24 protein-coding genes are annotated in these 24,996 nt (G+C 67.6%); 13 read left to right on the forward strand and 11 right to left on the reverse strand.

Annotation, left to right across the window (positions count from 1 at the left end; all coding sequences use genetic code 11):
• Window positions 1-37: 37 nt before the first annotated feature.
• On the forward strand, window positions 38-1,834 hold the full coding sequence (locus tag MG068_RS09620; protein WP_132810021.1) for an Lnb N-terminal periplasmic domain-containing protein: 1,797 nt from the start codon (window positions 38-40) through the stop codon (window positions 1,832-1,834).
• On the opposite strand, the gene MG068_RS09625 is transcribed toward MG068_RS09620, so the two are convergent.
• Both MG068_RS09625 and MG068_RS09630 read right to left on the reverse strand, forming a co-directional pair.
• Complete coding sequence (locus MG068_RS09625; RefSeq protein WP_132810022.1) at window positions 1,812-2,888, reverse strand: ATP-binding protein; 1,077 nt, start codon at window positions 2,886-2,888, stop codon at window positions 1,812-1,814. The genes MG068_RS09620 and MG068_RS09625 overlap by 23 nt on opposite strands.
• On the reverse strand, window positions 2,888-3,604 hold the full coding sequence (locus MG068_RS09630) for a response regulator (protein ID WP_020424480.1): 717 nt from the start codon (window positions 3,602-3,604) through the stop codon (window positions 2,888-2,890). The genes MG068_RS09625 and MG068_RS09630 overlap by 1 nt, the downstream gene beginning before the upstream one ends.
• A 129-nt stretch (window positions 3,605-3,733) precedes the next feature.
• Between MG068_RS09630 and MG068_RS09635 the strand changes: the two genes are divergently transcribed.
• The 4 genes from MG068_RS09635 (at window position 3,734) to MG068_RS09650 (ending at window position 9,217) form a co-directional block, all read left to right on the forward strand.
• Window positions 3,734-4,882 (forward strand): efflux RND transporter periplasmic adaptor subunit, encoded by a 1,149-nt coding sequence (locus MG068_RS09635; RefSeq protein ID WP_132810023.1) that lies wholly within the window; start codon window positions 3,734-3,736, stop codon window positions 4,880-4,882.
• Between the two features lie 36 nt (window positions 4,883-4,918).
• Complete coding sequence (locus tag MG068_RS09640) at window positions 4,919-8,068, forward strand: multidrug efflux RND transporter permease subunit (RefSeq protein ID WP_132810024.1); 3,150 nt, start codon at window positions 4,919-4,921, stop codon at window positions 8,066-8,068.
• Window positions 8,049-8,441, forward strand: coding sequence for a nuclear transport factor 2 family protein (locus MG068_RS09645; protein ID WP_032128783.1), 393 nt, complete (start codon window positions 8,049-8,051; stop codon window positions 8,439-8,441). Before MG068_RS09640 ends, MG068_RS09645 begins: the two co-directional genes overlap by 20 nt.
• 83 nt (window positions 8,442-8,524) lie before the next feature.
• A complete protein-coding gene (locus MG068_RS09650; protein WP_107432684.1) occupies window positions 8,525-9,217 on the forward strand; it encodes a COG3650 family protein in 693 nt (230 codons plus the stop codon).
• A gap of 154 nt (window positions 9,218-9,371) precedes the next feature.
• Here the strand turns inward: MG068_RS09650 and yeiP are convergent, their stop codons facing one another.
• The 5 genes from yeiP to MG068_RS09675 form a co-directional block, all read right to left on the reverse strand.
• Window positions 9,372-9,938: an elongation factor P-like protein YeiP gene (gene yeiP, locus MG068_RS09655; RefSeq protein WP_005409468.1), complete on the reverse strand. Its 567-nt coding sequence runs from the start codon at window positions 9,936-9,938 to the stop codon at window positions 9,372-9,374.
• A gap of 49 nt (window positions 9,939-9,987) precedes the next feature.
• Window positions 9,988-10,758: an SDR family oxidoreductase gene (locus MG068_RS09660; RefSeq protein WP_132810025.1), complete on the reverse strand. Its 771-nt coding sequence runs from the start codon at window positions 10,756-10,758 to the stop codon at window positions 9,988-9,990.
• A 101-nt stretch (window positions 10,759-10,859) separates the two neighbouring features.
• Window positions 10,860-11,753, reverse strand: a complete 894-nt coding sequence (locus MG068_RS09665) for a hydroxymethylglutaryl-CoA lyase (RefSeq protein WP_132810026.1) — start codon at window positions 11,751-11,753, stop codon at window positions 10,860-10,862.
• The gene (locus tag MG068_RS09670) at window positions 11,750-12,151 is read right to left on the reverse strand and encodes a VOC family protein (protein WP_132810027.1); all 402 of its coding nucleotides are present in this window, start codon (window positions 12,149-12,151) and stop codon (window positions 11,750-11,752) included. The genes MG068_RS09665 and MG068_RS09670 overlap by 4 nt, the downstream gene beginning before the upstream one ends.
• 2 nt (window positions 12,152-12,153) lie before the next feature.
• Window positions 12,154-12,942 carry an enoyl-CoA hydratase-related protein gene (locus tag MG068_RS09675; protein WP_132810028.1) on the reverse strand — a complete coding sequence of 263 codons (789 nt, stop codon included), beginning with the start codon at window positions 12,940-12,942 and terminating at the stop codon, window positions 12,154-12,156.
• Between the two features lie 119 nt (window positions 12,943-13,061).
• Here MG068_RS09675 and MG068_RS09680 point away from each other — a divergent pair, with 119 nt between their 5' ends.
• Genes MG068_RS09680 through MG068_RS09690 form a run of 3 tightly spaced genes read left to right on the forward strand, consistent with a single transcriptional unit; the run spans window position 13,062 to window position 15,432 of the window.
• Window positions 13,062-13,316: a FeoA family protein gene (locus MG068_RS09680; RefSeq protein WP_032128790.1), complete on the forward strand. Its 255-nt coding sequence runs from the start codon at window positions 13,062-13,064 to the stop codon at window positions 13,314-13,316.
• Window positions 13,313-15,178, forward strand: coding sequence for a ferrous iron transporter B (feoB, locus tag MG068_RS09685; protein ID WP_049400127.1), 1,866 nt, complete (start codon window positions 13,313-13,315; stop codon window positions 15,176-15,178). Before MG068_RS09680 ends, feoB begins: the two co-directional genes overlap by 4 nt.
• Window positions 15,178-15,432: a DUF6587 family protein gene (locus tag MG068_RS09690; protein ID WP_132810029.1), complete on the forward strand. Its 255-nt coding sequence runs from the start codon at window positions 15,178-15,180 to the stop codon at window positions 15,430-15,432. Before feoB ends, MG068_RS09690 begins: the two co-directional genes overlap by 1 nt.
• Window positions 15,433-15,501: 69 nt before the next feature.
• Here MG068_RS09690 and MG068_RS09695 read toward each other — a convergent pair whose 3' ends face one another.
• From MG068_RS09695 to MG068_RS09710, 4 genes are all read right to left on the reverse strand, one after another.
• Window positions 15,502-15,963, reverse strand: a complete 462-nt coding sequence (locus tag MG068_RS09695; protein ID WP_132810030.1) for a DUF4304 domain-containing protein — start codon at window positions 15,961-15,963, stop codon at window positions 15,502-15,504.
• A gap of 139 nt (window positions 15,964-16,102) precedes the next feature.
• The gene (locus tag MG068_RS09700) at window positions 16,103-16,684 is read right to left on the reverse strand and encodes an NAD(P)H-dependent oxidoreductase (RefSeq protein WP_132810031.1); all 582 of its coding nucleotides are present in this window, start codon (window positions 16,682-16,684) and stop codon (window positions 16,103-16,105) included.
• A gap of 55 nt (window positions 16,685-16,739) precedes the next feature.
• Window positions 16,740-17,135 carry a MerR family transcriptional regulator gene (locus MG068_RS09705; protein ID WP_132810032.1) on the reverse strand — a complete coding sequence of 132 codons (396 nt, stop codon included), beginning with the start codon at window positions 17,133-17,135 and terminating at the stop codon, window positions 16,740-16,742.
• A gap of 4 nt (window positions 17,136-17,139) precedes the next feature.
• Window positions 17,140-17,901 carry a 3-oxoacyl-ACP reductase gene (locus MG068_RS09710; protein ID WP_489686042.1) on the reverse strand — a complete coding sequence of 254 codons (762 nt, stop codon included), beginning with the start codon at window positions 17,899-17,901 and terminating at the stop codon, window positions 17,140-17,142.
• Window positions 17,902-18,039: 138 nt separating this feature from the next.
• On the opposite strand from MG068_RS09710, the gene MG068_RS09715 reads away from it, so the two are divergent.
• From MG068_RS09715 to MG068_RS09735, 5 genes are all read left to right on the forward strand, one after another.
• Window positions 18,040-18,711: a 4-hydroxy-tetrahydrodipicolinate reductase gene (locus MG068_RS09715; protein WP_240792142.1), complete on the forward strand. Its 672-nt coding sequence runs from the start codon at window positions 18,040-18,042 to the stop codon at window positions 18,709-18,711.
• Between the two features lie 355 nt (window positions 18,712-19,066).
• Window positions 19,067-20,194 (forward strand): glutamine-hydrolyzing carbamoyl-phosphate synthase small subunit, encoded by a 1,128-nt coding sequence (gene carA, locus MG068_RS09720; RefSeq protein WP_032128798.1) that lies wholly within the window; start codon window positions 19,067-19,069, stop codon window positions 20,192-20,194.
• Between the two features lie 148 nt (window positions 20,195-20,342).
• Entirely contained in the window at window positions 20,343-23,585 is a 3,243-nt protein-coding gene (carB, locus tag MG068_RS09725; RefSeq protein ID WP_032128799.1) for a carbamoyl-phosphate synthase large subunit, read from the forward strand.
• A gap of 8 nt (window positions 23,586-23,593) precedes the next feature.
• Window positions 23,594-24,058, forward strand: a complete 465-nt coding sequence (gene greA / locus MG068_RS09730) for a transcription elongation factor GreA (RefSeq protein ID WP_026347191.1) — start codon at window positions 23,594-23,596, stop codon at window positions 24,056-24,058.
• A gap of 4 nt (window positions 24,059-24,062) precedes the next feature.
• Window positions 24,063-24,980 carry a phosphoglycerate mutase gene (locus MG068_RS09735; RefSeq protein ID WP_132810034.1) on the forward strand — a complete coding sequence of 306 codons (918 nt, stop codon included), beginning with the start codon at window positions 24,063-24,065 and terminating at the stop codon, window positions 24,978-24,980.
• Window positions 24,981-24,996 lie beyond the last annotated feature (16 nt).

Raw genomic sequence — 24,996 nt, forward strand, 5'->3', positions numbered from 1 at the left:
CGCCTTCGGGTAGTACCGGTCGCTGGCCGGCAACGCCATGACATCTGCACGGAACGCAGCCACGCACGGCGTGGCTCTACTGCTGATCGCTCATGTCGCGCACGCGGCTGATCGCCTGCAGCTCGATCCTGCGGGGCTGAGCCCTGCACAGCAGCAGGTGGCGACGCAGACCCTGGCCGACGTGCAGTCCTTGCTGCCAGATGGCCTGCTGCGCGCATTGCCAGCACACGTGCAGGTGCGCTGGAGCGACCACCTGCCGGCCGATGTGCATGGTCGCGCTTTCGCCGGCCGCATCGACCTGCGTCGCGAGCTGCTGGATGATGCCGTGCCCGGCGCACGCCGTGCACGACGCAGCGCGCTGGTGCATGAACTGACCCATGTTGCAGACCGTAGCGGCGCGAACTGGTCGCGCAGTGCGCGCTGGCGCGACCTGGCCGGATGGCAGCGCAAGCCCTGGCATCTCGGCCGTGGTGGCAACGACTTCCGTGACCGTAGTCCGGACGCCTATGAACTGAAGGATCCGGCCGAGTACCTGGCAGTGAACGCCGAGCATTTCGTGCTCGACAGCGAGTTTGCCTGCCGGCGCCCGGCACTGGCGCAGTGGTACCAGGCCCATTTCGGAACCCCGACATCGCTGCCGCAGTCGCACTGCGCGACCACGTTGCCATTGCTGCAGGCCGAACCGGAAGAGGGCGCGGCGTCGTTGCTGCAACTCGACCCGGCACGTGTCTACGCGGTGGACTACCTGTTTGCCGAAGGCAGCGCACAGCCGATGAGCCGGTGGGGCCACAGCATGCTGCGGCTGGTGATCTGCCGGCCGGGCCGTGCGCCGGGGCCGGACTGTCGCCTGGACCTGGATTACCACCGTGTGCTTTCGTTCCGTGCCTTCGTTGGTGACGTGCAGATTTCCAACTGGCGTGGCCTTACCGGTGGCTACCCGTCGCGACTGTTCGTGCTGCCGCTGCAGCAGGTGGTGGATGAGTACACCAAGGTGGAACTGCGCGGGTTGCAGTCGCTGCCGTTGCAGTTGTCGCCCGGCGAGATCGCCAGCCTGCTCGAGCGCACTGCGCAGGTGCACTGGAGCTATGACGGGCGCTATTACTTCGTCAGCAACAACTGCGCGGTGGAAACCGCCAAGCTGCTGCAGGCGGGTGTGCCTCGGCTGGGGGAGGCCGGGCTGGCCCAGCTGAGTCCGCGTGGTTTGAAGCGTCGGCTGTCGCAGCTGCATGTGCTGGACGAGCAGGTACTCACGGACCGCAATGCAGCACAGGCGCAGGGTTACTACTTCGCCTCGGCACGCGATCACTACCAGCAGTTGTTCGGCGTGGCGGCAGCCCAGCTGGCATTGCCCGCACGCGACGTACGCGGCTGGTTGAAGCTGCCCGCACAGCAGCGTGCGCTGTGGTTGCTGCAAGGCGACCTGCGCGCAAGCGCCGGCCTGCTGCTGCTGGAACAGGCTGCGCAACGCCGCGCCGAGCTGCGCGCGCGCGATGTGCTGAAACGGCGCCTGCTGGCCGCACCGGACAGTGCCGAGACCCGGGGCCTGCGCCAGTTGCTGGAGCAGGGTGGGCAATGGCTGCGCCCGGGTACGCTGCTGGCGGGCGGCGGCTACGGGTTGCCGCTGGCCGATGAGCAGGCGGTGCTGGCCGAAGCGGTTGCCACCGCCAGCGCACAGGCGGTGCCGGCCTGGCAGGCGCTGCGCGTACAGCTGCGTCAGCAGCTGCCGGAGAAGCAGCGCAACGAAATGGATGCGATCGACGCCAACCTCGCTGCGCTCGGTGCCCGCCTGCGGGAACAGGCAGCCACGCCGGCTATTGGCGCGGCAGCTCGATAACGAAACGGCTGCCACCAGCGTTGCCCGCCGTGCAGTAGACGCGGCCGCCGTGCGCGTCGGCGATGGCCTTGACCACCGCCAGACCGAGCCCGCTACCGCCACCCTGGCGCGAACGCGAACCGTCGGCACGCATGAACGGAGAGAAGATGTCGGCGTGCAGCTCAGGGTCGATGCCCGGGCCCTCATCCTCGATCGCTACCTGCACATGGCCCGGTGTGTCATGCACGGCAATCCGCACCTTGCCCGGGCTGGCATAGCGGCGCGCGTTCTCCAGCAGCGCCAGCAGCGCCTGGCGCAGACGGGTCGGGTCGCAGTGCGCGTTGTGTTCTTCGCGGCTGGTTTCCAGCTCCAGCACGAAGCCGGCGGCGCGGAACTGGGGATCGACCAGGGTCATCACCGAATGCACTTCGGCCACCACGTCGGTACGTGCGCGGCGCACGTCCAGCCGCGCATTGTCGGACAGGCTCAGCACGCGCAGATCCTCGATCAGTCGTGACAGGCCCTCGACCTGGGCGAGCAGGCTGCGGAACTGTGATTCGTCCGGCTGGAAGACGCCCTCGGCCAGGCCCTGCAGGCGGCCGCGCAGGATCGTCACCGGAGTCCGCAGTTCATGGGCGATGGCTGCATGCCACATCGCACGCTCGCTCTCCACGTGCTGCAGCCGCCGCGCCATGGCATTGAAGTCCTCGACCAAGGTGGCCACTTCGCCCGGCGAGTTTTCCTCGACGCTGGCACGGGCACCGAGGTCGCCGCCCGCGAGCGCGCGCACGCTGTCCACCAGCGAATTCAACGGCGACAGGATGCGATGGGCAAGACGGAACGAGGCGGCGATGGCCAGCGCCAGGCCGGTCAGGATCACGCCGACCATCCATGCCAGTTCAGGGCCGGTCGGCAGCCAGCTTTCCGGCTCCTCGGTAGTGCCGGGGAAAAATTCGACCAGCACTGCATACAGCAGCCACGATGACAGGATCATCATCACGATGACGCCGATCACCATCAGCGACATCGAGACGATGATGTGGCGGCTGAGCCCGGAGCGGCGCAGGCGGGTCATCAGCGGTCGGCCATCAACCGGTAGCCGACGCCACGCACGCTGGCCGGCACATTGACCATGCCCACTTCATCCAGCTTGCGGCGCAGCTTGCTGACATGGCTGTCGACCGTGCGCTCCAGCGCCTCGCTTTCCGGCAGGCATTCGTGCATCAGTTCACTGCGGCTGAAGATGCGGGTCGGCGCCAGCGCCATGCAGTGCAGCAGCTTGAACTCGGTGAGCGTGAGCAGCACTTCGTGGCTGTAGCCTTCGCCTTCCACGTGTACGGCGTGGGTGGCCGAGTCGATCAGCAGCGGGCCCGCCCGCAGCGCGGTCGGGGCATCCACGCGCGAGGCGCGCAACGTACGCCGCAGCACGGCGCGCACGCGCGCCGCCACTTCGGCCGGATTGAATGGTTTGACCACGTAGTCATCAGCGCCCATGCGCAGTGCGGTCAGCTTGTCCAGGTCCTGGTCCAGTGCGGTCAGCATGATCACCGGCGTCTCGCCGCGCTGGCGCAGCTGGGTCAGCACGCTCCAGCCATCCAGCCGCGGCAGCTGCACGTCGAGCAGGACCAGGTCGGGGCGGGCGCTGCGATGCAGGTCCAGTGCGCTGTGGCCGTCGGCGGCGCGCAGCGTACGCAGTCCTTCGCGTTCCAGATAGGCGGTAAGAATGTCGGCGATCTCGGCCTCATCCTCGACGATCAGGACGAGGGCGGCGAGGGCAGGGGCGGCATGCATGCAGGGGCGGGGCCTTAAGGTGCTTGCCTCCATCGTATCTCCACAGTTCCTCCATCGAAACCCCATCATCGCCACGCACACTGGGTTCTTCAGAACCTATCAGCCGCCCGCGCGGCATTGTGCACAGCAATGAGAACCTTCAGGACTCCGGTCGCGTTGATCGCGGCCCTCGCCCTGGCCATGACGGCCTGCTCCACCCCCGAAGCCACGCCCGAAGCCGCACCCCGCGTGAGCGTGGTTACCGTCGGCCCGCAGGTGGTGCAGCGTGACGACGAACTGCCTGGCCGCGTGGCCGCCGTGCGCACCGCGCAGATCCGAGCGCAGGTGGGTGGCATCGTGCAGCGCCGGCTGTTTGACCAGGGCGCGGAAGTAGACGCCGGCCAGGCCCTGTTCCAGATCGATCCGGCGGCCTTCCGTGCCGATGTCGATTCGGCACTGGCCGCGCTGCAGCGCAGTGAGGCCGCCCTGGGCCGCAGTCGCGTGCAGTCGCAGCGCCTGCATGCACTGGCCGCGGCACAGGCCGTCAGCCAGCAGCATCGCGACGATGCCAGTGCCGAGTACGAACAGGCCCGTGCCGCGGTGAATGAAGCGCGCGCGATCCTGGCCCGTCGCCAGCTCGACCTGCGCTATGCCACGGTCAGCTCGCCGATTGCCGGCCGCATCGATCAGGCGCTGGTGACCGAAGGCGCACTGGTCGGCGTGGCCGATGCCGAGCCGATGGCGGTGGTACAGCAGATCGACCAGGTCTACGTCGATGTGCGCCAGCCGGCGGCCCAGCTGGAATCGCTGCAGCGCAGTGCTGCCGGTGGTGGCGAGCTGCCGGTGACGATCATCGGTGCCGCCGGCAAGCCGCTGTCCGAGCGTGGCCAGATGCTGTTCTCCGGCATCAACGTCGATGCGCGTACCGGTGATGTGATCCTCCGCATCCTGGTCGACAACCCGCAGCGCCAGCTGCTGCCCGGCATGTATGTGCGCGCGAAAGTGCCGCGAGGTGCACCGGCCAGTGCGCTGACCGTGCCGCAGCAGGCCGTGCTGCGCAGCGCCGGTGGCCAGGCTTATGCCTGGGTGATCGGTGGCGACGGCAAGGCGGTGATCCGCACGCTGGAGGTCGACGGCAGCGTTGATCGCCAGTGGCTGGTGCGCACCGGTCTGAAGGCGGGCGAAAAGGTGGTGGTCGAGGGCCAGGAGCGCCTGCAGGAAGGCGTGGTGGTCGATGCGCGCGACTGGCAGGTGCCGGTCGCCAGCGCCGGCGCGGTGCAGGCCGGCAGCAAGGGCTGAGCCTTTCCCGGGCCAGCCCCTCCAGGAAAATCCAACATGGCACGTTTCTTCATCGATCGCCCGGTGTTCGCCTGGGTGCTGGCGATCTTCATCATCCTGGCCGGCGTACTGGCGATTCCGCGCTTGGCCGTGGAGCGCTATCCGGCGGTCGCGCCGCCCAGTGTCAGCATCTATGCCAGCTACCCGGGTGCCAGCCCGCAGACGCTGAATGATGCGGTGGTCGGGCTGATCGAGCGCGAGCTGTCCAGCGTCAAGCACCTGCTGTACTTCGAATCGTCGGTGGACACCTCCGGCGAAGCCTCGATCACTGCGACCTTCAAGCCCGGTACCAACCCGGAGCTGGCGCAGGTGGACGTGCAGAACCGGATCAAGGCGATCGAGCCGCGCCTGCCGCGCAGCGTGCGCCAGAACGGCCTGTTCGTGGAGGCCGCCGATTCCGGCTTCCTGATGCTGGTCGGCCTGCGTTCGCCGGATGCCAGCGTCAGCGAGGCCGCGTTGGGCGACTTCATGGCGCGCAACATCATCGAAGAGCTGCGCCGCATCGATGGCGTCGGCCGCGTGCAGCTGTTCGGTGCCGAACAGGCGATGCGCGTTTGGCTGGACCCGACCCGGTTGACCGGCTACGGCCTGACCATGGGCGATGTGGCCACCGCCATCGAGCAGCAGAACCTGGAGATCTCGCCGGGACGCATCGGTGATTCGCCGGGTGTTCCGGGCCAGCGCATCACCGTGCCGCTCAGCGCCGATGGGCAGCTGTCCACGCCGGAGCAGTTCGCAGCCATCGTGCTGCGCGCCGGGGCAGACGGTTCACGGGTGGTGCTGGGCGATGTCGCCCGCGTCGAACTGGGCGCGCAGAGCTATGCGTGGGGAACCCGCGAGGATGGCCACCCAGCGACCGCCGCCGGGGTGCAGTTGCGTCCTGGCGCGAACGCAGTGCGCACCGCGTCGGCGGTACGCGAGCGCATGGCCGAACTGGCGCCGCTGCTGCCGCGCGGCGTGGAGTCGAGCATTCCGTTCGACACCGCACCGTTCGTGAAGATCTCGATCCAGAAGGTGGTGCAGACGCTGCTGGAGGCCATGCTGCTGGTGTTCGCGGTGATGTACCTGTTCCTGCAGAACTGGCGCTACACGCTGATTCCGGCGCTGGTCGCGCCGATCGCGCTGCTCGGCACCTTCGCGGTGATGCTGGCACTGGGCTTCTCGATCAACGTGCTGACCATGTTCGGCATGGTGCTGGCGATCGGCATCATCGTCGACGACGCCATCGTGGTGGTCGAGGGCGTGGAACGGATCATGGCCGAGGAAGGACTGCCGCCGCGCGAGGCCACCATCAAGGCGATGCGCGAGCTGACCGGTGCGGTGATCGGCATCACCCTGGTGCTGACCGCCGTGTTCATTCCGATGGCGTTGGCCAGCGGCTCGGTGGGCGCGATCTACCGCCAGTTCACCGTGGCGATGGCGGTGTCGATCCTGTTCTCGGCGCTGCTGGCATTGAGCCTGACCCCGGCGCTGTGCGCGACCCTGCTGCGCCCGAATACCCATGGACACCATGGTCGTGGTGGGCTGTTCGGCGCCTTCAATCGTGGCTTCGAGGCGATGACCGGGCGCTACCAGCGTGGCGTGGCTTCGGTGCTGCAGCGCAGTGGGCGGGTGATGGGCGTGTTCGCCGCACTGGTAGTGGCACTGCTGCTGGGCCTGCACTGGTTGCCGGGTGCGTTCCTGCCGGAAGAAGACCAGGGCTATTTCATGACCTCGATCCAGCTGCCGGCCGAAGCCACCGCCGAGCGCACGCTGGCCGTGGTCGAAGCCTACGAGCGGCACGTGGCCTCGCGTCCGGGCATCGGCTCCAACCAGTCGATCCTCGGCTACAGCTTCTCCGGTTCCGGCCCGAGCGCGGCGCTGACCTACACCATGCTCAAGGACTGGGGTGAGCGTGCAGGGGCCACCGCAGCCGGCGAAGTGAAGGCCGCGCAGAAGGCGATGGCCACGATTGCGGAGGGCGAGGTGATGAGCGTGATGCCGCCGGCGATCGACAGCCTGGGCCGTTCGTCCGGCTTCTCGCTCGCCCTGCAGGCGCGTACCGGGCAGAGCCAGGCAGAGCTGCGTGCGGCCCTGCAGCAGCTGCTGAAGCTGGCCGAGGCCAGCCCGCTGCTGTCGGAGGTGCATGCCGATGGCCTGCCAGCAGGTACCAGCGTGCGGCTGGACATCGACCGCGCCAAGGCCGAGGCGATGGGCGTGGGGTTCGAGCAGATCAGCAGCACGCTGTCGGCGGCGATGGGCTCGCAGTACGTCAACGACTTCCCCAACAAGGGGCGGCTGCAGCAGGTGATCCTGCAGGCCGATGCACCCCAACGGATGGAGCTGGAGGATGTGCTGAGGCTGTACGTGCGAAACAGCGAAGGCGGCATGGTGGCGTTGTCGGAACTGGTCACGCCGCACTGGACCGAGGCGCCGCTGCAGCTGCAGCGCTATCTCGGCTTCCCGGCGCTGAACCTGTCCGGCGCACCGGCCTCCGGCGTGTCGACCGGCCAGGCCATGGCGGAGATGGAGCGGTTGGCGGAGAAGCTGCCGTCCGGTTTTGCCCTGCAGTGGACCAGCCAGTCGCTGCAGGAGCGGGAGTCCGGTGCGCAGGCGCCGTGGCTGTTGCTGCTGTCGATGCTGGTGGTGTTCCTGGTGCTGGCGGCGCTGTACGAGAGCTGGTCGATTCCGCTGGCGGTGATGCTGGTGGTGCCGCTGGGCCTGCTCGGCGCGGTCGCCGCCGTGTTGTTGCGCGGCATGCCCAACGACGTGTTCTTCAAGGTCGGCATGATCACGGTGATCGGGCTGTCGGCGAAGAACGCGATCCTCATCGTCGAGTTCGCACGCCAGCTGCAGCAGCAGGGCCGTGGCCTGGTCGAAGCGGCCTTGGAGGCGGCACGGCTGCGCCTGCGGCCGATCGTGATGACCTCGCTGGCGTTCGCGCTGGGCGTGGTGCCGCTGATGCTGGCGCAGGGCGCGTCGAAGGAAACCCAGCAGGCGATTGGAACCGGTGTGTTCGGCGGCATGGTCAGTGCGACCGTGCTGGCGGTGTTCTTCGTACCGGTCTTCTATGTAGTAGTGCAGGGCGCGCGGCAGTGGATCGCGCAACGCCTGCGCAGGCGCCGGCCGATGCCGGAAGGATCCGTGGATGGAACGGGACATCGTTGAAGACCTGCATGAGCGGCAGCTGGCAGCGCTGGAACAGCGCCTGCGGCAGGCATTGCTGGATGACGACCACGATGCGCTGACCGCGCTGGTATCGCCGGCCTTGTTCATGATGGATGGGCAGGGCGGGCGCATGCTCGATCTGCCCTGGCTGGGCGACTGGCTGGCCGGGAACCTGCGGGTGAGCAGCCTGCAATCGTACGCGGTGGAAACGCTGCTGTGCGGACGCCTGGCATTGTTGTCCAGCGACGTGCGCTTGTCGGTGCGCGGGCAGGGCCAGGAGCGCGAGCTGAAACTGCGCCTGCTGCGGGTCTGGACCTGCAGTTCCGGCGACAGCGGCGCGCAGCTGCTGTCGATGGCGGTGCTGGCCGCATGAGCGCGGTCAGGCCGCTTTCAGGCCCCGCTCACCGGCAGGTGGTAGGGTCGAAGATCTCTGTAGAGTCGACAAGGAGTCGAGCCATGCGTGTAGTCCCCAGTCTGTTGGCAGCCTCCCTCGGGTTGGTGCTGGCCGCGTGCCAGCCGGCCCAGCCGCCCGCCGCAGGCGGCAATGACGCCCCGCCTGCCGCGCCGCAGCCGAGCGCCAGCACCGAAGGTGGCAGCGAGACCACGTACCAGTGTGGTGATCTGAGCGTGCGCGCGACCTTCAATGGCGAGGATGCGGCCACGGTGGTGATCGGCGAACGCACCTTCGCCATGAGCTCCGAGCGTGCGGCGTCGGGTGCCAAGTACGGCGATGGCCAGGGCAACAGCTTCTGGACCAAGGGCAGCGATGACGGCCTGTTGAGCCTGAAGGGCGAGGCGGACCGAGAGTGCCATGCGGTCGAAGCCACTGAAGGCGATGGCAGCGCCGGCAATGCCGCATTCCGTGCCACCGGCAATGAGCCCGGCTGGCTGGCGGTTGTCGACGGCGACACGCCGGGCCTGCAGGTGGAAGTGGATTACGGTGAGCGTCGTTTCGATGTCGCCCAGCCCACCGCAGGTGCTGACGGCTGGAGTGGCAAGGCGTCTGATGGCACCGACGTCAAGCTCAGCTTCCAGCGCACGACCTGCCAGGATGACATGAGTGGCGAGGCGTTCGAGGCCAAGGTGAACCTGACCATCGGCACCCGCCAGTACCACGGCTGCGGCAATTTCGGCGCGAAGCAGCCGTAAGCTACCTGTAGAGCCGAGCCACGCTCGGCTGCAGTCCCTGTCCAACGCACAGCAGCCGAGCGTGGGCTCGGTGCTACACGACTGCTACATCCGATGGCCTGCCTGCGGCGAATGCGCCGCAGGCAGGGACAGGCAGCCGATCAGCGCGAGGCGATTAGTCGGCACGGCCCGCGAATTCGCCGGTGGCGGTGTTCACCAGCACGCGCTCGCCGTTGACGATGTACTCCGGCACCATGATTTCGATGCCGGTGTTGAGCTTGGCCGGCTTCGGGCGCTTGGTGGCGGTGCCGCCCTTCAGTTCCGGCGGGGTTTCAATCACTTCCAGCACCACCGAGGCCGGCAGCTGGATCGCCACCGGCTGCTCGTCGATCACCTGCACGTAGATGCCGGTCAGGCCGTCGGTGATGTAGCCGGCGTCGTCGCCGATCACGTCCGCGTCCAGGGTGTACGGGGTGTAGTCCTCGTCATCGAGGAACACGAACGCATCGCCGTCCTTGTACGAATAGGTGGACTGGCGGCGCAGCAGTTCGACCTCGACCAGGTTGTCGTCGGCATCGAAGCTGGCATCGAGCTTGTTGCCGCCCGGCACGCTGTACATGATGAAGCGGAAGCGGACGTTGCCGCCGCGACCCTGCGGCGAGCTGCGCTCGATGTCGCGGATCTGGTACACGCCGTTGTTGTACTCGACGACGTTGCCCTTCTTGATGTCGTTGGCTTTCATGGTGATCTAGGTCGTTGGGGGAGGGCGCCGTCCCGGCGCCCGGGGGGAATCACTTCGGAGCGAGGCGGGTAGCGCCGTCCAGGCGGATGGTCTCGCCATTGAGGTAGGTGTTGCCGAGGATGAAGCCGACCAGGCTGGCGAAGTCTTCCGGCTTGCCCAGGCGCGACGGGAACGGAATCGAGGCGGCCAGCGACTGCTGCACGGCCTCGGGCATGCCGTCCACCATCGGCGTCCAGAACACGCCTGGAGCAATCGTATTGACGCGGATGCCGAAGCGCGACAGTTCGCGCGCCATCGGCAGCGTCATCGACACCACGCCGCCCTTGCTGGCGGCGTACGCGGCCTGGCCGATCTGGCCTTCGTAGGCGGCGATGCTGGCGGTATTGATGATCACGCCGCGCTCGCCGTCGGTGCCGGCTTCGTTGTGCTGCATGCGGTTGGCCGCGGCCTTTGCAACGTTGAAGCTACCGACCAGGTTGACCATCACCGTGCCCTGGAAGCCGGCCAGCGGCATCGGCCCTTCTTTGCCCAGCACGCGGCCGGCGCCGAGGATGCCGGCGCAGTTCATCGCCACGTTCAGGCCACCGAGGAACTCGTGGGCCTGGTCGATGGCTGCCGAAACGGCCGCTTCATCGCTGACGTTGACGTTGAAATAGCGGGCCTTGTCGGCACCCAGCCCGGCAACGGCAGCAGCACCCTTGTCGTCGTTGAGGTCGAACAGGGCCACCTTGCCGCCCTGGGCGACGAGGTGCTGGGCCACGGCCAGGCCGAGGCCGGAGACGCCGCCAGTGATCACGGCACGTACGGAAGACAGCTGCATTGCACGGTCCTGCAGGTTCGAGAACCGCCGATTCTAACGGAAGCCGCGACCGCCGCTGTTGTGCACTGCGCCGCCCAACGGAGGGCGGCGCAGAACCTGGATCAGCTGGCCGCCAATGCCTGGCCGGTGCGGCTGGCAGTGGCGCGGCCGAGCAGGCCGGCCAGCCAGCGGCCGGTCTCGGCCAGTGCAGGCAGGTCCACGCCGCTGTCCAGGCCCAGGCCCTGCAGCAGGTAGACCACGTCCTCGCTGGCGACATTGCCGCTGGCGCCCTTGGCATACGGGCAGCCACCGGCGCCAGACACCGCGCTGTCGACCACGCGCACGCCTTCTTCCAGGCAGGTGGCGATGTTGGCGATGGCCTGGCCATAGGTGTCGTGGAAGTGCACGGCCAGTGCGGCCATCGGAATCTCGGCGGCAACCGCCTGCAGCATCGCCCGGGCCTTGCGCGGGGTGCCGACGCCGATGGTGTCGCCCAGCGAGATTTCGTAACAGCCCATCTGATGCAGGGCGCGCGCCACCCGCACCACGTCGGCCAGCGGCACCTCGCCCTGGTAAGGGCAGCCGAGCACGGTGGACACGTAACCGCGCACGCGCACGCCATCGGCGGCGGCGCGGCGCAGGATCGGCTCGAACCGGGCCAGCGATTCGTCGATGCCTGCATTGGTGTTGGTGCGGTTGAACGCCTCCGAGGCGGCGGTGAACACCGCCACTTCCTCCACGCCCACCGCACGGGCGCGGTCGTAGCCCTGTTCGTTCGGCACCAGCACCGGGTAGTGGATGCCGGGCCGGCGCTGGATGCCGGCGTAGACCTCGGCGGCATCGGCCAGCTGCGGGATCCACTTCGGGCTGACGAAGCTGGTCGCCTCGATGCTGCGCAGGCCGGTGGCCGACAGGCGGTTGATCAGTTCGATCTTGTCGGCGGTGGACACCGACTGCTTTTCGTTCTGCAGACCGTCACGCGGGCCGACCTCGACGATGCGGACGTAGTCGCTCATGCGGCCACCTCGTCGGCAGGGCGGTGGCATACCGCCTCGATGTTGTTGCCATCCGGGTCGAGCACGAAGGCGCCGTAGTAGTCGGGGTGGTACCACGGGCGCAGGCCCGGCGCGCCGTTGTCGCGACCGCCGGCGGCGAGAGCAGCGGCATGGAAGGCGTCCACCTGGGTGCGGCTGGCGCAGGCGAAGGCCACGTGCACACCGTGGCTGGCGGTGCCGCCATTGCCGAGCCAGAAGAACGGCTTGCCCTCGCTGCCGAAGCCGATGTGGTCGTGCGCGCCGGTCTGTTCGGCGGTGACTTCCATCACCACGCCGATCTGCAGCGGCGCCAGCGCCTGCAGGAAGAAGGTCTTGCTGCGCGCCAGGTCGGCGCTGGTCAAACCAAGATGATCGAGCATGTTCAGGCTTCCGTGACCCAGTGGGGCGCGCGCTTGTCGAGGAAGGCGCCCAGGCCTTCCTGGCCCTCGGCGGACACCCGCAGGCGCGCGATCAGGGCGGCATTATCGCGATCCAGGGCATCGCGGTCATGGCTGTCATGCACCTGCCGCACCAGCTGCTTGGCGCTGGAAGAAGCGATCGGGCCGGCCTTGTCGAGCAGGGCCAGCTGGCGCTGCACGGCCTCGTCCAAGCGTTCCGGCTCGACCAGCTGGTGGACCAGGCCGATGCGCAGTGCGGTATCGGCATCGAAGTGCTCGCCGGTGGCGAACCAGCGACGGGCCTGGCGCGGGCCGATGGCCTCGATCACGTAGGGCGAGATCACCGCCGGCAGCAGGCCGAGGCGGCTTTCGGTCAGGCCGAAGCGCGCCGCGGTGCTGGCGATGGCGATGTCGCAGCAGGCGACCAGGCCGACGCCGCCACCGAAGGCCGCGCCGTGGACCCGGGCCAGGGTTGGCTTGGGCAGCTCGTCCAGGGTGCGCATCAGCCGCGCCAGGGCCAGCGAGTCCTCGCGGTTGTCGGCCTCGCTGGCGGCGGCCATGCCACGCATCCACTGCATGTCGGCGCCGGCCGAGAAGGAGGCGCCGTGGCCGGCCACCACTACCGCGCGCACCGCGTCGTCGCGTCCGGCGGCTTCGAGGGCGGCGGTCAGCCGCGCTATCAAGCCGGCGTCAAAGGCATTGTGCAGCTCGGGCCGGTTCAGCCAGAGGGTGAGGACGGCGCCGCTGCGCTCGATCTGCAAAGCATCGTTCATGGGATTCCAGGGTCACTCCATACCTGTATGGATCATAGCGGGCCATTGGTCATGGGCCATGACGCGACGCGGGAATGTTAGAATCGAGAACCATTTACATCCAGCAGAGAATGCGCTAGATGACGCTGTCCGAACTGCCGCTGCACGCCTCGGCCGTGGTCGAGTCCGTGCAGGACCTCCATGCCAACGATGCCATCGCCCGTCGCCTGCGCGAGCTGGGTTTCGTGAAGGGCGAGGAAGTGCGCCTGGTGGCCAAGGGCCCGGTCGGTGGCGAGCCGCTGCTGGTGCAGGTCGGGTTCACCCGGTTTGCGCTGCGTATCAGTGAAGCCAAGCGCGTCGTGGTCGACGCCAACCGCCAGGAGCGTCGCGCATGACCGCTGCAACTTCTACCGCGCCCCTGCGCATTGCGCTGGTCGGTAACCCCAACAGTGGCAAGACCGCGCTGTTCAACCAGCTGACCGGCAGCCGGCAGAAGGTTGCCAACTACACCGGCGTCACCGTCGAGCGCAAGGAAGGCCGCCTGCGCGCGCCGTCCGGCCGCGAGTTCGCCGTACTCGACCTGCCCGGTGCCTACAGCCTGCACCCGGCCAGCCTGGACGAGGCGATCACCCGTGACCTGTGCCGGGGCTTCTACCCGGGCGAGGCTGCACCGGACGTGCTGCTGTGCGTGATCGACGCCACCAACCTGCGCCTGCACCTGCGCTTCGCGCTGGAACTGCGCGAGCTGGGCAAGCCGATGGTGGTTGCGCTGAACATGGTCGATGCGGCCCAGCGCCGTGGCATCCAGGTGGACGTGGCCGCGCTGGAGCGCGAGCTGGGCGTGCCGGTGGTGGAAACCGTGGCGGTGCGCAAGCAGGGCGCCAAAGCCCTGGTCGAGCGCCTCGATGCGATGGTGCCGCACCTGGATGCGCCGGTGCCGGGCCCGGAAGGTGGCATCGACTACCACGCCAAGGTGCGCGAGATCCTGTCAGTGGCCGTGCGCATGCCGGCGCGGACCGCCAAGGTCGACGACGCGTTGGACCGCTGGCTGCTGCACCCGGTGTTCGGCCTGATCAGCCTGGCGGTGGTGATGTTCCTGATCTTCCAGGCGGTGTATGCCTGGGCGACACCGTTGATGGACGGCATCGAGGCCGGTTTCGCCTGGCTTGGTGCGTTTGTTGGCAGCGTGCTGCCGGAAGGCCCGCTGGCCAGCCTGCTGACTGACGGCATCATCGCCGGTGTGGGTGGCGTGGTGGTGTTCCTGCCGCAGATCCTGATCCTGTTCTTCTTCATCCTGGTGCTGGAGGAATCCGGCTACCTGCCGCGTGCGGCGTTCCTGCTCGACCGCATGATGGCCGCCGCAGGCCTGTCCGGCCGCTCGTTCATCCCGCTGCTGTCCAGCTTCGCCTGCGCGGTGCCGGGCATCATGTCCACGCGCAGCATCCAGGACCCGCGTGACCGCCTGGCCACGATCCTGGTCGCGCCGCTGATGACCTGCTCGGCACGCCTGCCGGTGTATGCGCTGCTGATTGGCGCGTTCATCCCGCAGAAGACGGTGTGGGGCGTGTTCAACCAGCAGGGCCTGGTGCTGTTCGGCCTGTATGCGGCGGGCATCCTCAGTGCGCTGGCGATGTCGTGGATCATGAAGAAGTGGCGCCGCGACAAGAGCGAGCACCCGCTGATGCTGGAGCTGCCGTCGTACCGCCTGCCGCACGTGCGCGACCTGGCGGTGGGCCTGTACGAGCGCGGCATGATCTTCCTCAAGCGCGTTGGCGGCATCATCCTGGCGCTGACCATCCTGCTGTGGGTGCTGCTGTCGTTCCCGGCGGCTCCGGCCGGCGCCACCATGCCGGCCATCGATTACAGCTATGCGGGCCAGATCGGCCATGCGATGGCGGTGTTCTTCGCGCCGCTGGGCTTCAACTGGCAGATCTGCATTGCGCTGATTCCGGGCCTGGCCGCGCGCGAAGTGGCGGTGTCCTCGCTGGCGACCGTGTACGCGCTGTCCGCAGCCGATGACGATGCCGCCAGCCAGGCGCTGACCCCGCTGATCAGCGACGGCTGGTCGCTGGCCACCGCGCTGTCGCTGCTGGTCTGGTACATCTACGCCCCGATGTGCATCTCGACGCTGGCCACCATCAAGCGCGAGACCAATTCGTGGAAGACGATGGCCTTCTCGGCGTTCTACCTGTTTGCTGCGGCCTACGTGGCGGCGCTGATCACCTACCAGGTGACCAAGGCGCTGGGTGGCGGCTGATGGATACCGGCCTGCTGCTGCAGTACCTGATCATCGCGGTGGCCGTGCTGGTCAGTGCCTGGGTGGTGCTGAAGAAGCAGTTCCCCGGCACCGTGCGCAAGCTGCGCGGGGCGCTGGCGCTGGCCCTGCTGAAGCCGGGCCGCGCCGCCTGGATGCAGGCGCTGGGACGGAAAATCGCGCCGCCGGCCACGGGCGGCGGTGGTGCCTGTGGCGGTTGCGACAGCTGCGGGCCGACGCCGCCCAAGCAGCACTGAATGTGTCCTGGTAGGTGCGAACCTTGGTCCGCACACTCCTGGAGTCCATCCACGCATGGCGTGGATCTACTAGACCTCTCTGCGGATGATCGCGCGGAAGCTTCCGTCCTGATTCAACCGCCGCACCGATTCCCGGTTTCCATGCGTTGCCGCGAAGCCCGCCACGTCGGCAAGGGCATCGAGCAGCAGGCCTTTGAACGCGTCGCGATTACCCGCCTCCAGCAGATCGTCCAGGTCCTGCTGGATGAAGGTCCGGCGCAGGCCCGGCGTTTCTTCGATCCGCCAGTCGACATGGGGCGTGGGGATGCTGGAGCGGTACCGGAAAGCCGTTTCAAGATCGTCAGGCGCCAGGGGGTACTCGAGCAGCTCTGGAAAGTAGAGCCCGGCATTCACATAGAAGCCTCGGCTTTCGCTGGCGCGTTGGTGATTCACGACAAGCAGGGCGTCATCCAGCACCCGGTAGCGGGTCGTCGACGTGCCGGCAAAGCCGGTCTTCCTGGCGCACTTGCTGAAGACAGTCGAGGATTTCATGGGCTTTGCCTGGGCCGTAAGAAGTGCCCACAGCCTTGAGGCACGGTGCCTGGCGGTCAATTGGCAAACGCGACACACGCAACGAGCGCCCCAGGTGGGTGCGAACCTTGGTTCGCACGCTTCGCCCATGGCCGCGGATCTACCCGGCCCGCGAACCCAGCTCTGCTGCCAGCGCCAGCCAACTGCTGCGTTGTGCCGGGGTACTGCTGCGCACCGCACCGAGACGGCTGACCCGCACCGGGCGGATGCCGCAGAATTCCAGAATGGTGGCGCGGATCTGGGTGATGCCCGGGTCGCGGTAGATCCAGCGGTAGTACCAGGGCGGCGTATCCAGCGTGGTGATCACCCGCGCGCTGCGCCCGGCCAGCAGCCGGTCCCACCACACCGAATCGCGCCGGTAGCGGAAGGCGTACCCCGGCAACAGCGCGCGATCGAAGAAGCCCTTCAACAACGCCGGCATCGCACCCCACCAGGTCGGGTAGACCAGCACCAGGTGATCGCAGGCCTCGATCGCATCGGCGGCGTCCTGCAGATCGGCTTCCAGTGGCTGGATCTGGCGATAGCCATGCCGCAGCACCGGATCGAACTCAAGGTCGCCCAGTGCGATCAGTCGCACCCGATGACCGGCGTTCTCGGCGGCGGTGGCATAGCGCTGGGCGAGGGCGCCGCACAGGCTGTCGCGGTCGGGATGGCCGAGCAGGATCAGGATGGAACGGGACACGGCAACCTCGGGCAATGGAAAGTGCGCGAGGTTGGGCTATGCCCTAGGGGCAGAGTCAAACGCCAGAGGTGCAGCCGCTGGGTTGCAGGATGCAGTCACCGCTGCCAGAGCGCAGCCACTGCTGCAGTTCGTCGCTGACCTGCTGCAGGTCGAGCTCGACCTGCGCCAGCCGTGCCCGCTCGCTGGCAATGCGGCTGCGCTGCTGCTCAAGCAGGGCCAGCACCGCCGACCAGTCGAGCCGTCCATCGCGGCCCTGCAGGCGGGAGATTGCGGCCAGCGTGATGCCCAGCGCCAACGCCTGCCGGATCAGCTGCACCCAGGCCACGTCCTGTTCGCTGTAGTCGCGATAGCGGTTCAGTCGTGGCACCGGCGGCAGCAGTCCGCGTGCCTCGTACAGGCGGATGGCCTTGGCGCTGGCCCCGGTCAGGCGGCTGACCTCGGAGATGCGCATCGGCTCAGTCCCGCACCAACCCGCCGTCCACCACCAGGTTCTGGCCGGTCACCGCGCGTGACCACGGGCTGGCGAAGAACAGCGCCGCATCGGCGAACTCGGCCGGGGTGGTGACGCTGCGCAGCGGGGTGTTGGCGGCGATGTAGTCGAACACCGCTTCCGGCGTGGCGGCGCTGGCATCGGTGGTGCGCAGCAGGCCGCCGGACAGCATGTTCACGGTGATGCCGTGTGGGCCGAGGTCGCCGGCCAGGGTGCGTGTCAGCGACAGCAGCGCGGCCTTGGCAGCGGTGTAGTCGTGGTAGGGCACCACCGGGTTCTGGAACAGGTTGGTGCCGATGTTGATCACGCGGCCGAAGCGGCAGGCCTGCATGCCGGGCAGGGCGGCCTGCACGGTGTTCAGCGCGCCACGCACGCTGCCCTCGAACTGCGCCTGGAAGGCCGGCCAACCGATTTCCGCGGCGCCGTCGCGGGCATCGCCATTGAACGAGAAAGCGGCCAGCGCGTTGTTGACCACGGTGGTGACACCTTGGCCGAAGTGGGCCAGCGCGTGCTGCAGCATCGCATCGACCTGGGCGCGGTCGGTGACGTCGGCCGGCAGCGCGATCGCCTGTCCGCCCAGCTCAGTGGCCAGCGTACGTGCGGCGGCTTCGCTGCGGTGGTAGTTGATGATGACGCGGGCGCCCTGGGCGGCGAAGGCGCGGGCGATGTGCTTGCCAAGGCCGCGGCCGGCGCCGGTGACCAGCACCAGCTGTTCGCTGATCTGCATGAAGGAGCTGCCATCCATTGCATGAAAGGGCATGCAGCGAAGCAGCGATGGCGCTTGCCGGAGCGGGCGTGCTGCCGCTAGCCTGCAGGCATGAACCAGACTCCCCTGCGATTGCTCATTCACGGTGCCTCCGGGCGCATGGGCCAGGCCCTGCTGCGGCTGGCCGCCGAACATCCCGAAACCCTGCAGATCGTGGCTGCGGTAACCGGCCGCGCGCCGACCCAGCGCGTGGTCGACGGCGTGCCGTTCTTCGGCGCCAGCGAACTGCCTGGCGCGCCGGTGTTCGATGTGGCGATCGACTTCAGCCTGCCGGAGGGCTTCGACCCGATGCTGGCGCTGTGCGTGGAGCGGGGTGCGGGCCTGGTCTCGGGCACTACTGGCATCTCCAGCACACAGCGGCAGGCGCTGGAGGCCGCGGCGGCGTCCATCCCGCTGGTCTGGGCGTCGAATTTCAGCCTGGGCGTGGCGGTACTGGACGAGCTGGTCGAGCGCGCGGCGCAGGCGCTGGCCGGCTGGGACTGCGACATCGTCGAATCGCACCACACGCAGAAGAAGGACGCGCCGTCGGGTACCGCGCTGACCCTGGGCGCGGCCGCGCAGCGGGGTGGGGCGGAGCCGCATTACGCCAGCCTGCGTGCCGGTGACATCGTCGGCGAGCATCTGGTGCAGTTCACAGGACTGGGTGAGCGCATCGAGCTGGTGCACCGGGCCACCAACCGCGACATCTTCGCCCGCGGCGCCCTGTTTGCCGCCCGTCAGCTGCAGGGCCGCGCCCCGGGCAGCTACCGGGTGCGGGACCTGCTGCAGTAAGGCGGTAGTGCCGGCCGCTGGCCGGCAGCTTGCGGGCGCCCGAAGGCGTGGGGATTGCCGGCCAGCGGCCGGCACTACCAGGCGCCTGATGGCATGCAGATTGCCGGCCAGCGGCCGGCACGATCTGGCGGCGGACCCTGCATACGCCGCCGGATTGAAATGAATGCGCAATCGCCTGTTCATGAAGTGCGATAACCGCTGGCGCGAGCGCCCCGGCAGCGCTACAATTCGCACTCGCCGAATCACGAAAGCCGGACCGGTCCCAGACCGCACGTCCGCGCTTTTTTGCAACCGGATTTCCGTGAAGCGCAGGCGTGACTTCGGCAGCCCCCTCGGTAGCCAAAGTGAGATTCCCGTGACCCAAGCCGCAATCCTCGTCCTCGAAGACGGCACCGTATTCGAGGGCGAATCCGTAGGCGCGCCCGGCCTGTCCGTCGGTGAGGTGGTGTTCAACACCGCCATGACCGGCTACCAGGAAGTGCTGACCGACCCGTCCTACGCCCGGCAGATGGTCACGCTGACCTATCCGCATATCGGTAACACCGGCATGACCGACCAGGACAATGAAGCGTCCAAGGTGTGGTCGGCCGGCCTGATCGTGCGCGATGTTCCCCGCCGTCCCAGCAACTGGCGCAGCCAGGTGTCGCTGCAGGACTGGCTGATCCAGCGTGGCGTGGTCGCCATCGCCGGCATCGACACCCGCAAGCTGACCCGCATCCTGCGCGAGAAGGGCGCGCAGAACGGTGCGCTGATGGCCGGTGACATCGACGTGGAAAAGGCACTGGAAGCCGCCCGCAAGTTCCCGGGGCTGAAGGGCATGGATCTGGCCAAGGTCGTCACTACCGAGAAGACCTACACCTGGACCGAGGGCCAGCTGGACCTGGATGCCAACGCCTTCGTCAGCGTGCCGGCCAAATACAAGGTCGTGGCCTACGATTTCGGCGTGAAGACCAACATCCTGCGCATGCTGGCCGAGCGTGGCTGCGAAGTGACCGTGGTGCCGGCACAGACCCCGGCCGCCGAAGTGCTGGCGCTGAAGCCGGACGGCGTGTTCCTGTCCAACGGCCCGGGTGACCCGGAACCGTGCGACTACGCCATCGAAGCGATCAAGACCTTCATCGACGTGAAGATCCCAACCTTCGGCATCTGCCTGGGCCACCAGCTGCTGGGCCTGGCCTCGGGCGCGCAGACCATGAAGATGGGCCACGGCCACCACGGTGCCAACCACCCGGTGCAGGACCTGGACAGCGGCCGGGTGATGATCACCTCGCAGAACCACGGCTTCGCGATCGATGAAGCGACCCTGCCGGCGACCCTGCGCGTGACCCACCGCTCGCTGTTCGATGGCACCAACCAGGGTGTCGCCCGCACCGACGTGCCGGCGTTCTCGTTCCAGGGCCACCCGGAAGCGTCGCCGGGCCCGACCGATGTCGGTCCGCTGTTCGACCGCTTCGTGGTGCTGATGGAGCAGGCCAAGGCGTGATCAGTACGCCGCCGGCCCCCCGGTGGCGTCGCGATGGACCGTAAACCCCGCAACGCTGCTGCCGCTGGCGCGGCGCTGCGGATCAAGATTCCTGATCGACAGCGTGCGATCACCCCCCTTGTCACGCTGTACTGACTTAGAGAAGAAAATGCCCAAGCGCACTGACCTCAAGACCATCCTCATCATCGGTGCTGGCCCGATCGTCATCGGCCAGGCCTGCGAGTTCGACTACTCCGGCGCCCAGGCCTGCAAGGCCCTGCGTGACGAGGGTTACCGCGTGGTGCTGGTCAACAGCAACCCGGCCACGATCATGACCGACCCGGAGATGGCCGACGCCGTCTACATCGAGCCGATCAACTGGCAGACGGTCGAGAAGATCATCGCCAAGGAAAAGCCCGATGCGCTGCTGCCGACCATGGGTGGCCAGACCGCGTTGAACTGCGCGCTGGACCTGGCCGACAACGGCGTGCTGGAGAAGTACAACGTCGAGCTGATCGGCGCCAAACGCGAAGCGATCCGCATGGCCGAAGACCGCGAGCTGTTCCGCGTCGCCATGGGTGAGATCGGCCTGGAATGCCCGACCGCCGCCGTCGCCCATACCCTGGACGAAGCGCTGGAGATCCAGACCCGCGTCGGCTACCCGACCATCATCCGCCCCAGCTTCACCCTGGGCGGCAGCGGTGGCGGCATCGCCTACAACCGCGAAGAGCTGGTCGAGATCGTCAGCCGCGGCCTGGAACTGTCGCCGACCACCGAAGTGCTGGTGGAAGAGTCGGTGCTGGGCTGGAAGGAGTTCGAGATGGAAGTGGTCCGCGACACCGCGGACAACTGCATCATCGTCTGCTCGATCGAGAACCTGGACCCGATGGGCGTGCACACCGGTGACTCGATCACCGTGGCGCCGGCGCAGACCCTGACCGACAAGGAATACCAGCGCCTGCGCGATGCCTCCATCGCCGTGCTGCGCAAGATCGGCGTCGATACCGGTGGCTCGAACGTGCAGTTCGGCATCAACCCGAAGACCGGTCGCGTGGTCGTCATCGAGATGAACCCGCGCGTGTCGCGTTCCTCGGCACTGGCCTCCAAGGCCACCGGCTTCCCGATCGCCAAGGTCGCCGCCAAGCTGGCCGTGGGTTACACCCTGGACGAACTGAAGAACGAAATCACCGGTGGCCTGACCCCGGCCTCGTTCGAGCCGTCGATCGACTACGTCGTCACCAAGATCCCGCGTTTCGCCTTCGAGAAGTTCCCGGCCGCCGATGCCCGCCTGACCACCCAGATGAAGTCGGTGGGCGAGGTGATGGCAATGGGCCGTACCTTCCAGGAGTCGGTGCAGAAGGCGCTGCGTGGCCTGGAAACCGGCAAGGTCGGCTTCGACCCGACCGGCCTGGACCTGAGCAACGAAGAAGACCTGCAGACCCTGCGCCGCGAGCTGAAGGCCCCGGGCCCGGAGCGCCTGTTCTTCGTCGCCGATGCGTTCCGTGCCGGCATGAGCGTGGAAGAGATCTACGCACTGTCGTTCATCGATCACTGGTTCCTGGACCAGATCGAGGAAATCATCGCTGCCGAGGCTGAAGTCGCTGCTGGTGGCATCGACGCGCTGGACGCTGCACGCCTGCGCAAGCTGAAGCGCGCCGGTTTCTCCGACGCACGCCTGGCGCAGCTGACTGGTACCAACGAAGCCGCCATCCGCGCGCTGCGTCGTGCGCACAAGGTGCGCCCGGTCTACAAGCGCGTCGATTCCTGCGCCGGTGAGTTCTCCACCGGCACCGCCTACCTGTACTCGACCTACGAGGACGAGTGCGAGGCCGCGCCGAGCAACCGCGACAAGATCATGATCCTGGGCGGTGGCCCGAACCGCATCGGCCAGGGCATCGAGTTCGACTACTGCTGCGTGCACGCGGCACTGGCGCTGCGCGAGGATGGCTATGAAACCATCATGGTCAACTGCAACCCGGAAACCGTGTCGACCGACTATGACACCTCCGACCGCCTGTACTTCGAACCGCTGACCCTGGAAGACGTGCTGGAAATCGTCGAACTGGAACAGCCGAAGGGCGTGATCGTGCAGTACGGCGGCCAGACCCCGCTGAAGCTGGCGCGCGCGCTGGAAGCCAACGGCGTGCCGGTGATCGGCACCAGCCCGGACTCCATCGACCTGGCCGAAGACCGTGAGCGCTTCCAGCAGCTGGTCGACAAGCTGGGCCTGAAGCAGCCGCCGAACCGCATCGCCCGCAACGACCAGGAAGCCCTGCTGCTGGCCCGCGAGATCGGCTACCCGCTGGTGGTGCGCCCGAGCTACGTGCTGGGCGGCCGTGCGATGGAAATCGTCTACGGCGAAGCCGACCTGGCCCGCTACGTGCGCGACGCGGTGAAGGTGTCCAACGATTCGCCGGTGCTGCTGGACCGCTTCCTCGACAATGCCGTGGAGTGCGACGTCGACATCATTGCCGATGCCCAGGGCAACGTCCTGATCGGCGGCGTGATGGAGCACATCGAAGAGGCCGGCGTGCACTCGGGCGATTCTTCGTGCTCGCTGCCGCCGTACTCGCTGTCGGCTGAAACCCAGGCCGAGCTGCGTCGCCAGGTGGTGGAACTGGCCAAGGCCCTGAACGTGGTCGGCCTGATGAACACCCAGTTCGCGATCCAGACCAGCGATGAAGGTGCCGACACCATCTACCTGCTGGAAGTGAACCCGCGTGCCTCGCGCACCGTGCCGTTCGTGTCCAAGGCTACCGGCATGCCGCTGGCCAAGATCGCCGCCCGCTGCATGGCCGGCAAAACGCTGGCCGAGCAGGGCGCCACCAAGGAAATCGTGCCGGACTACTACTCGGTGAAGGAAGCGATCTTCCCGTTCGCCAAGTTCCAGGGCGTCGACCCGATCCTCGGGCCGGAGATGCGCTCCACCGGTGAGGTGATGGGCGTCGGCCGCACCTTCAACGCTGCCTTCGCGCGTGCGCAGGAAGCCGGTGGCATCAAGGCACCGCCGGTCGGCAAGGCCTTCGTCTCGGTCCGCGATCCGGACAAGAAGCGCGTTCTGCCGGTGGCCAAGGCGCTGCTGGCGCGTGGCTACAGCCTGGTCGCCACCCGTGGCACCGCCGCGTGGCTGCAGCAGCACGGCATGGACTGCGAGATCATCAACAAGGTGGTCGAAGGCCGTCCGCACATCGTCGACTCGATCAAGAACGGCGAGATCGTCTACATCGTCAACACGACCGAAGGTCGTTCGGCGATCAACGACTCGTTCTCGATCCGTCGCGAGGCGCTGCAGCATCGCGTCACCTACTCGACCACCATTGCCGGCGCCAAGGCGCTGGTGGATTCACTGGAATTCCGCGGCACCGGCCCCGTCTGGTCGCTGCAGGAGCTGCACAAGGAGTTGAATGCATGAGAGCCCCCATCACGATGAAGGGCGCGCAGAAGCTGCGCGACGAGCTGGATCACCTGAAGTCGGTCAAGCGCCCGAAGGTCATTGCGGCCATCGCCGAAGCGCGTGAGCATGGCGACCTGAAGGAAAATGCCGAGTACCACGCCGCGCGCGAGGAGCAGGGCTTCATCGAAGGCCGCATCAAGCAGCTGGAAGGCGAGCTGTCGCACGCCGAGATCATCGACGTGAGCAAGCTCAATGCCGGCTCGAAGGTGGTGTTCGGCGCCAGCGTGACCCTGGCCGACGTGGAAACCGACGAAGAGAAGAAGTACCAGATCGTCGGTGACCTGGAAGCGGACATCAAGCTGGGCCTGATCGCCATCTCTTCGCCGGTGGCGCGCGCGATGATCGGCAAGCTGGAAGGCGATTCGATCGTGATCGACGCCCCGGCCGGCCAGCGCGAGTACGAGATCGTCAGCGTCAGCTACGTGGACTGACCCGGTGGCAACGGCGACCCTGCTGTTGCCCGCGCGCAGCCGCTTTGCCGCGGCTGCGCTGCCTGATGACGTGGCGCGTGCCCTGGGCCGCGCCAACGCCTCGCAGTTCGAAGCCGGCGAGCGGGCACAGCTGCAGCGCCACTTCACGGTTGCCGCGCCGCACTTGCCGGTGGCCGCGTTGACCCGCCAGCGCGACGTCGGCGATGCCGCCGGCGCCAGCTGGCTGCGCGCCGATCCGGCCTGCATGGTGCCGGACATGCATGGCGCGCGGATGATGGCCTACGGCGAAACGCTGCGGCCGACGCTGGCCGACTGCCTGGCCCTGCTGCCGGTGCTGCAGCCCTTGTTCGCCGATGCCGGGTTCGTGCTCGACGCGCCCGATCCCTCGCGCTGGTACCTGCGGCTTCCGATCGACCTGACCCTGCCGGACTTCGACAGTCCGGACGAGGTGCTGGGCGATGACCTGTTCTCGCACCTGCCGGAAGGCGAGGGTGGCCGCCGCTGGCGGGCGCTCATGACCGAAGCGCAGGTGCTGCTGCACAACCATTCCTGGAACCAGCAGCGCGCCGCGCAGGGACAACAGCCGATCAATTCGCTGTGGTTCTGGGGTGGCGGCGTGATGCCGGTGTCGGTCAGTACGGCGCATGCGCAGGTGCGCAGTCGTGATGCCCTGCTGCAGGGCCTGGCTCTGGCGGCAGGCGTGGCCGTGGATGGCGAGCAGGCGGTGGATGCACTGGTCGACCTGCGCCAGCTGCGCTCTTTGCAGCAGCTCGGCAATGATGCGATCCGTCCGCTGCTGGCCGCGCTGAAACGTGGCGAGCTGCAGCGGCTGGTGCTGGATTTCGAGGATGGCCTGCAGTTCCAGCTGGATCGTGGCCTGCGCTGGCAGTTCTGGAAGAAGCCGCGGCAGTTTCACGATTGAGCGGGATCGGATCCGT

It is taken from the genome of Stenotrophomonas sp. ASS1 (assembly GCF_004346925.1).
Lineage (GTDB): Bacteria > Pseudomonadota > Gammaproteobacteria > Xanthomonadales > Xanthomonadaceae > Stenotrophomonas > Stenotrophomonas maltophilia_A.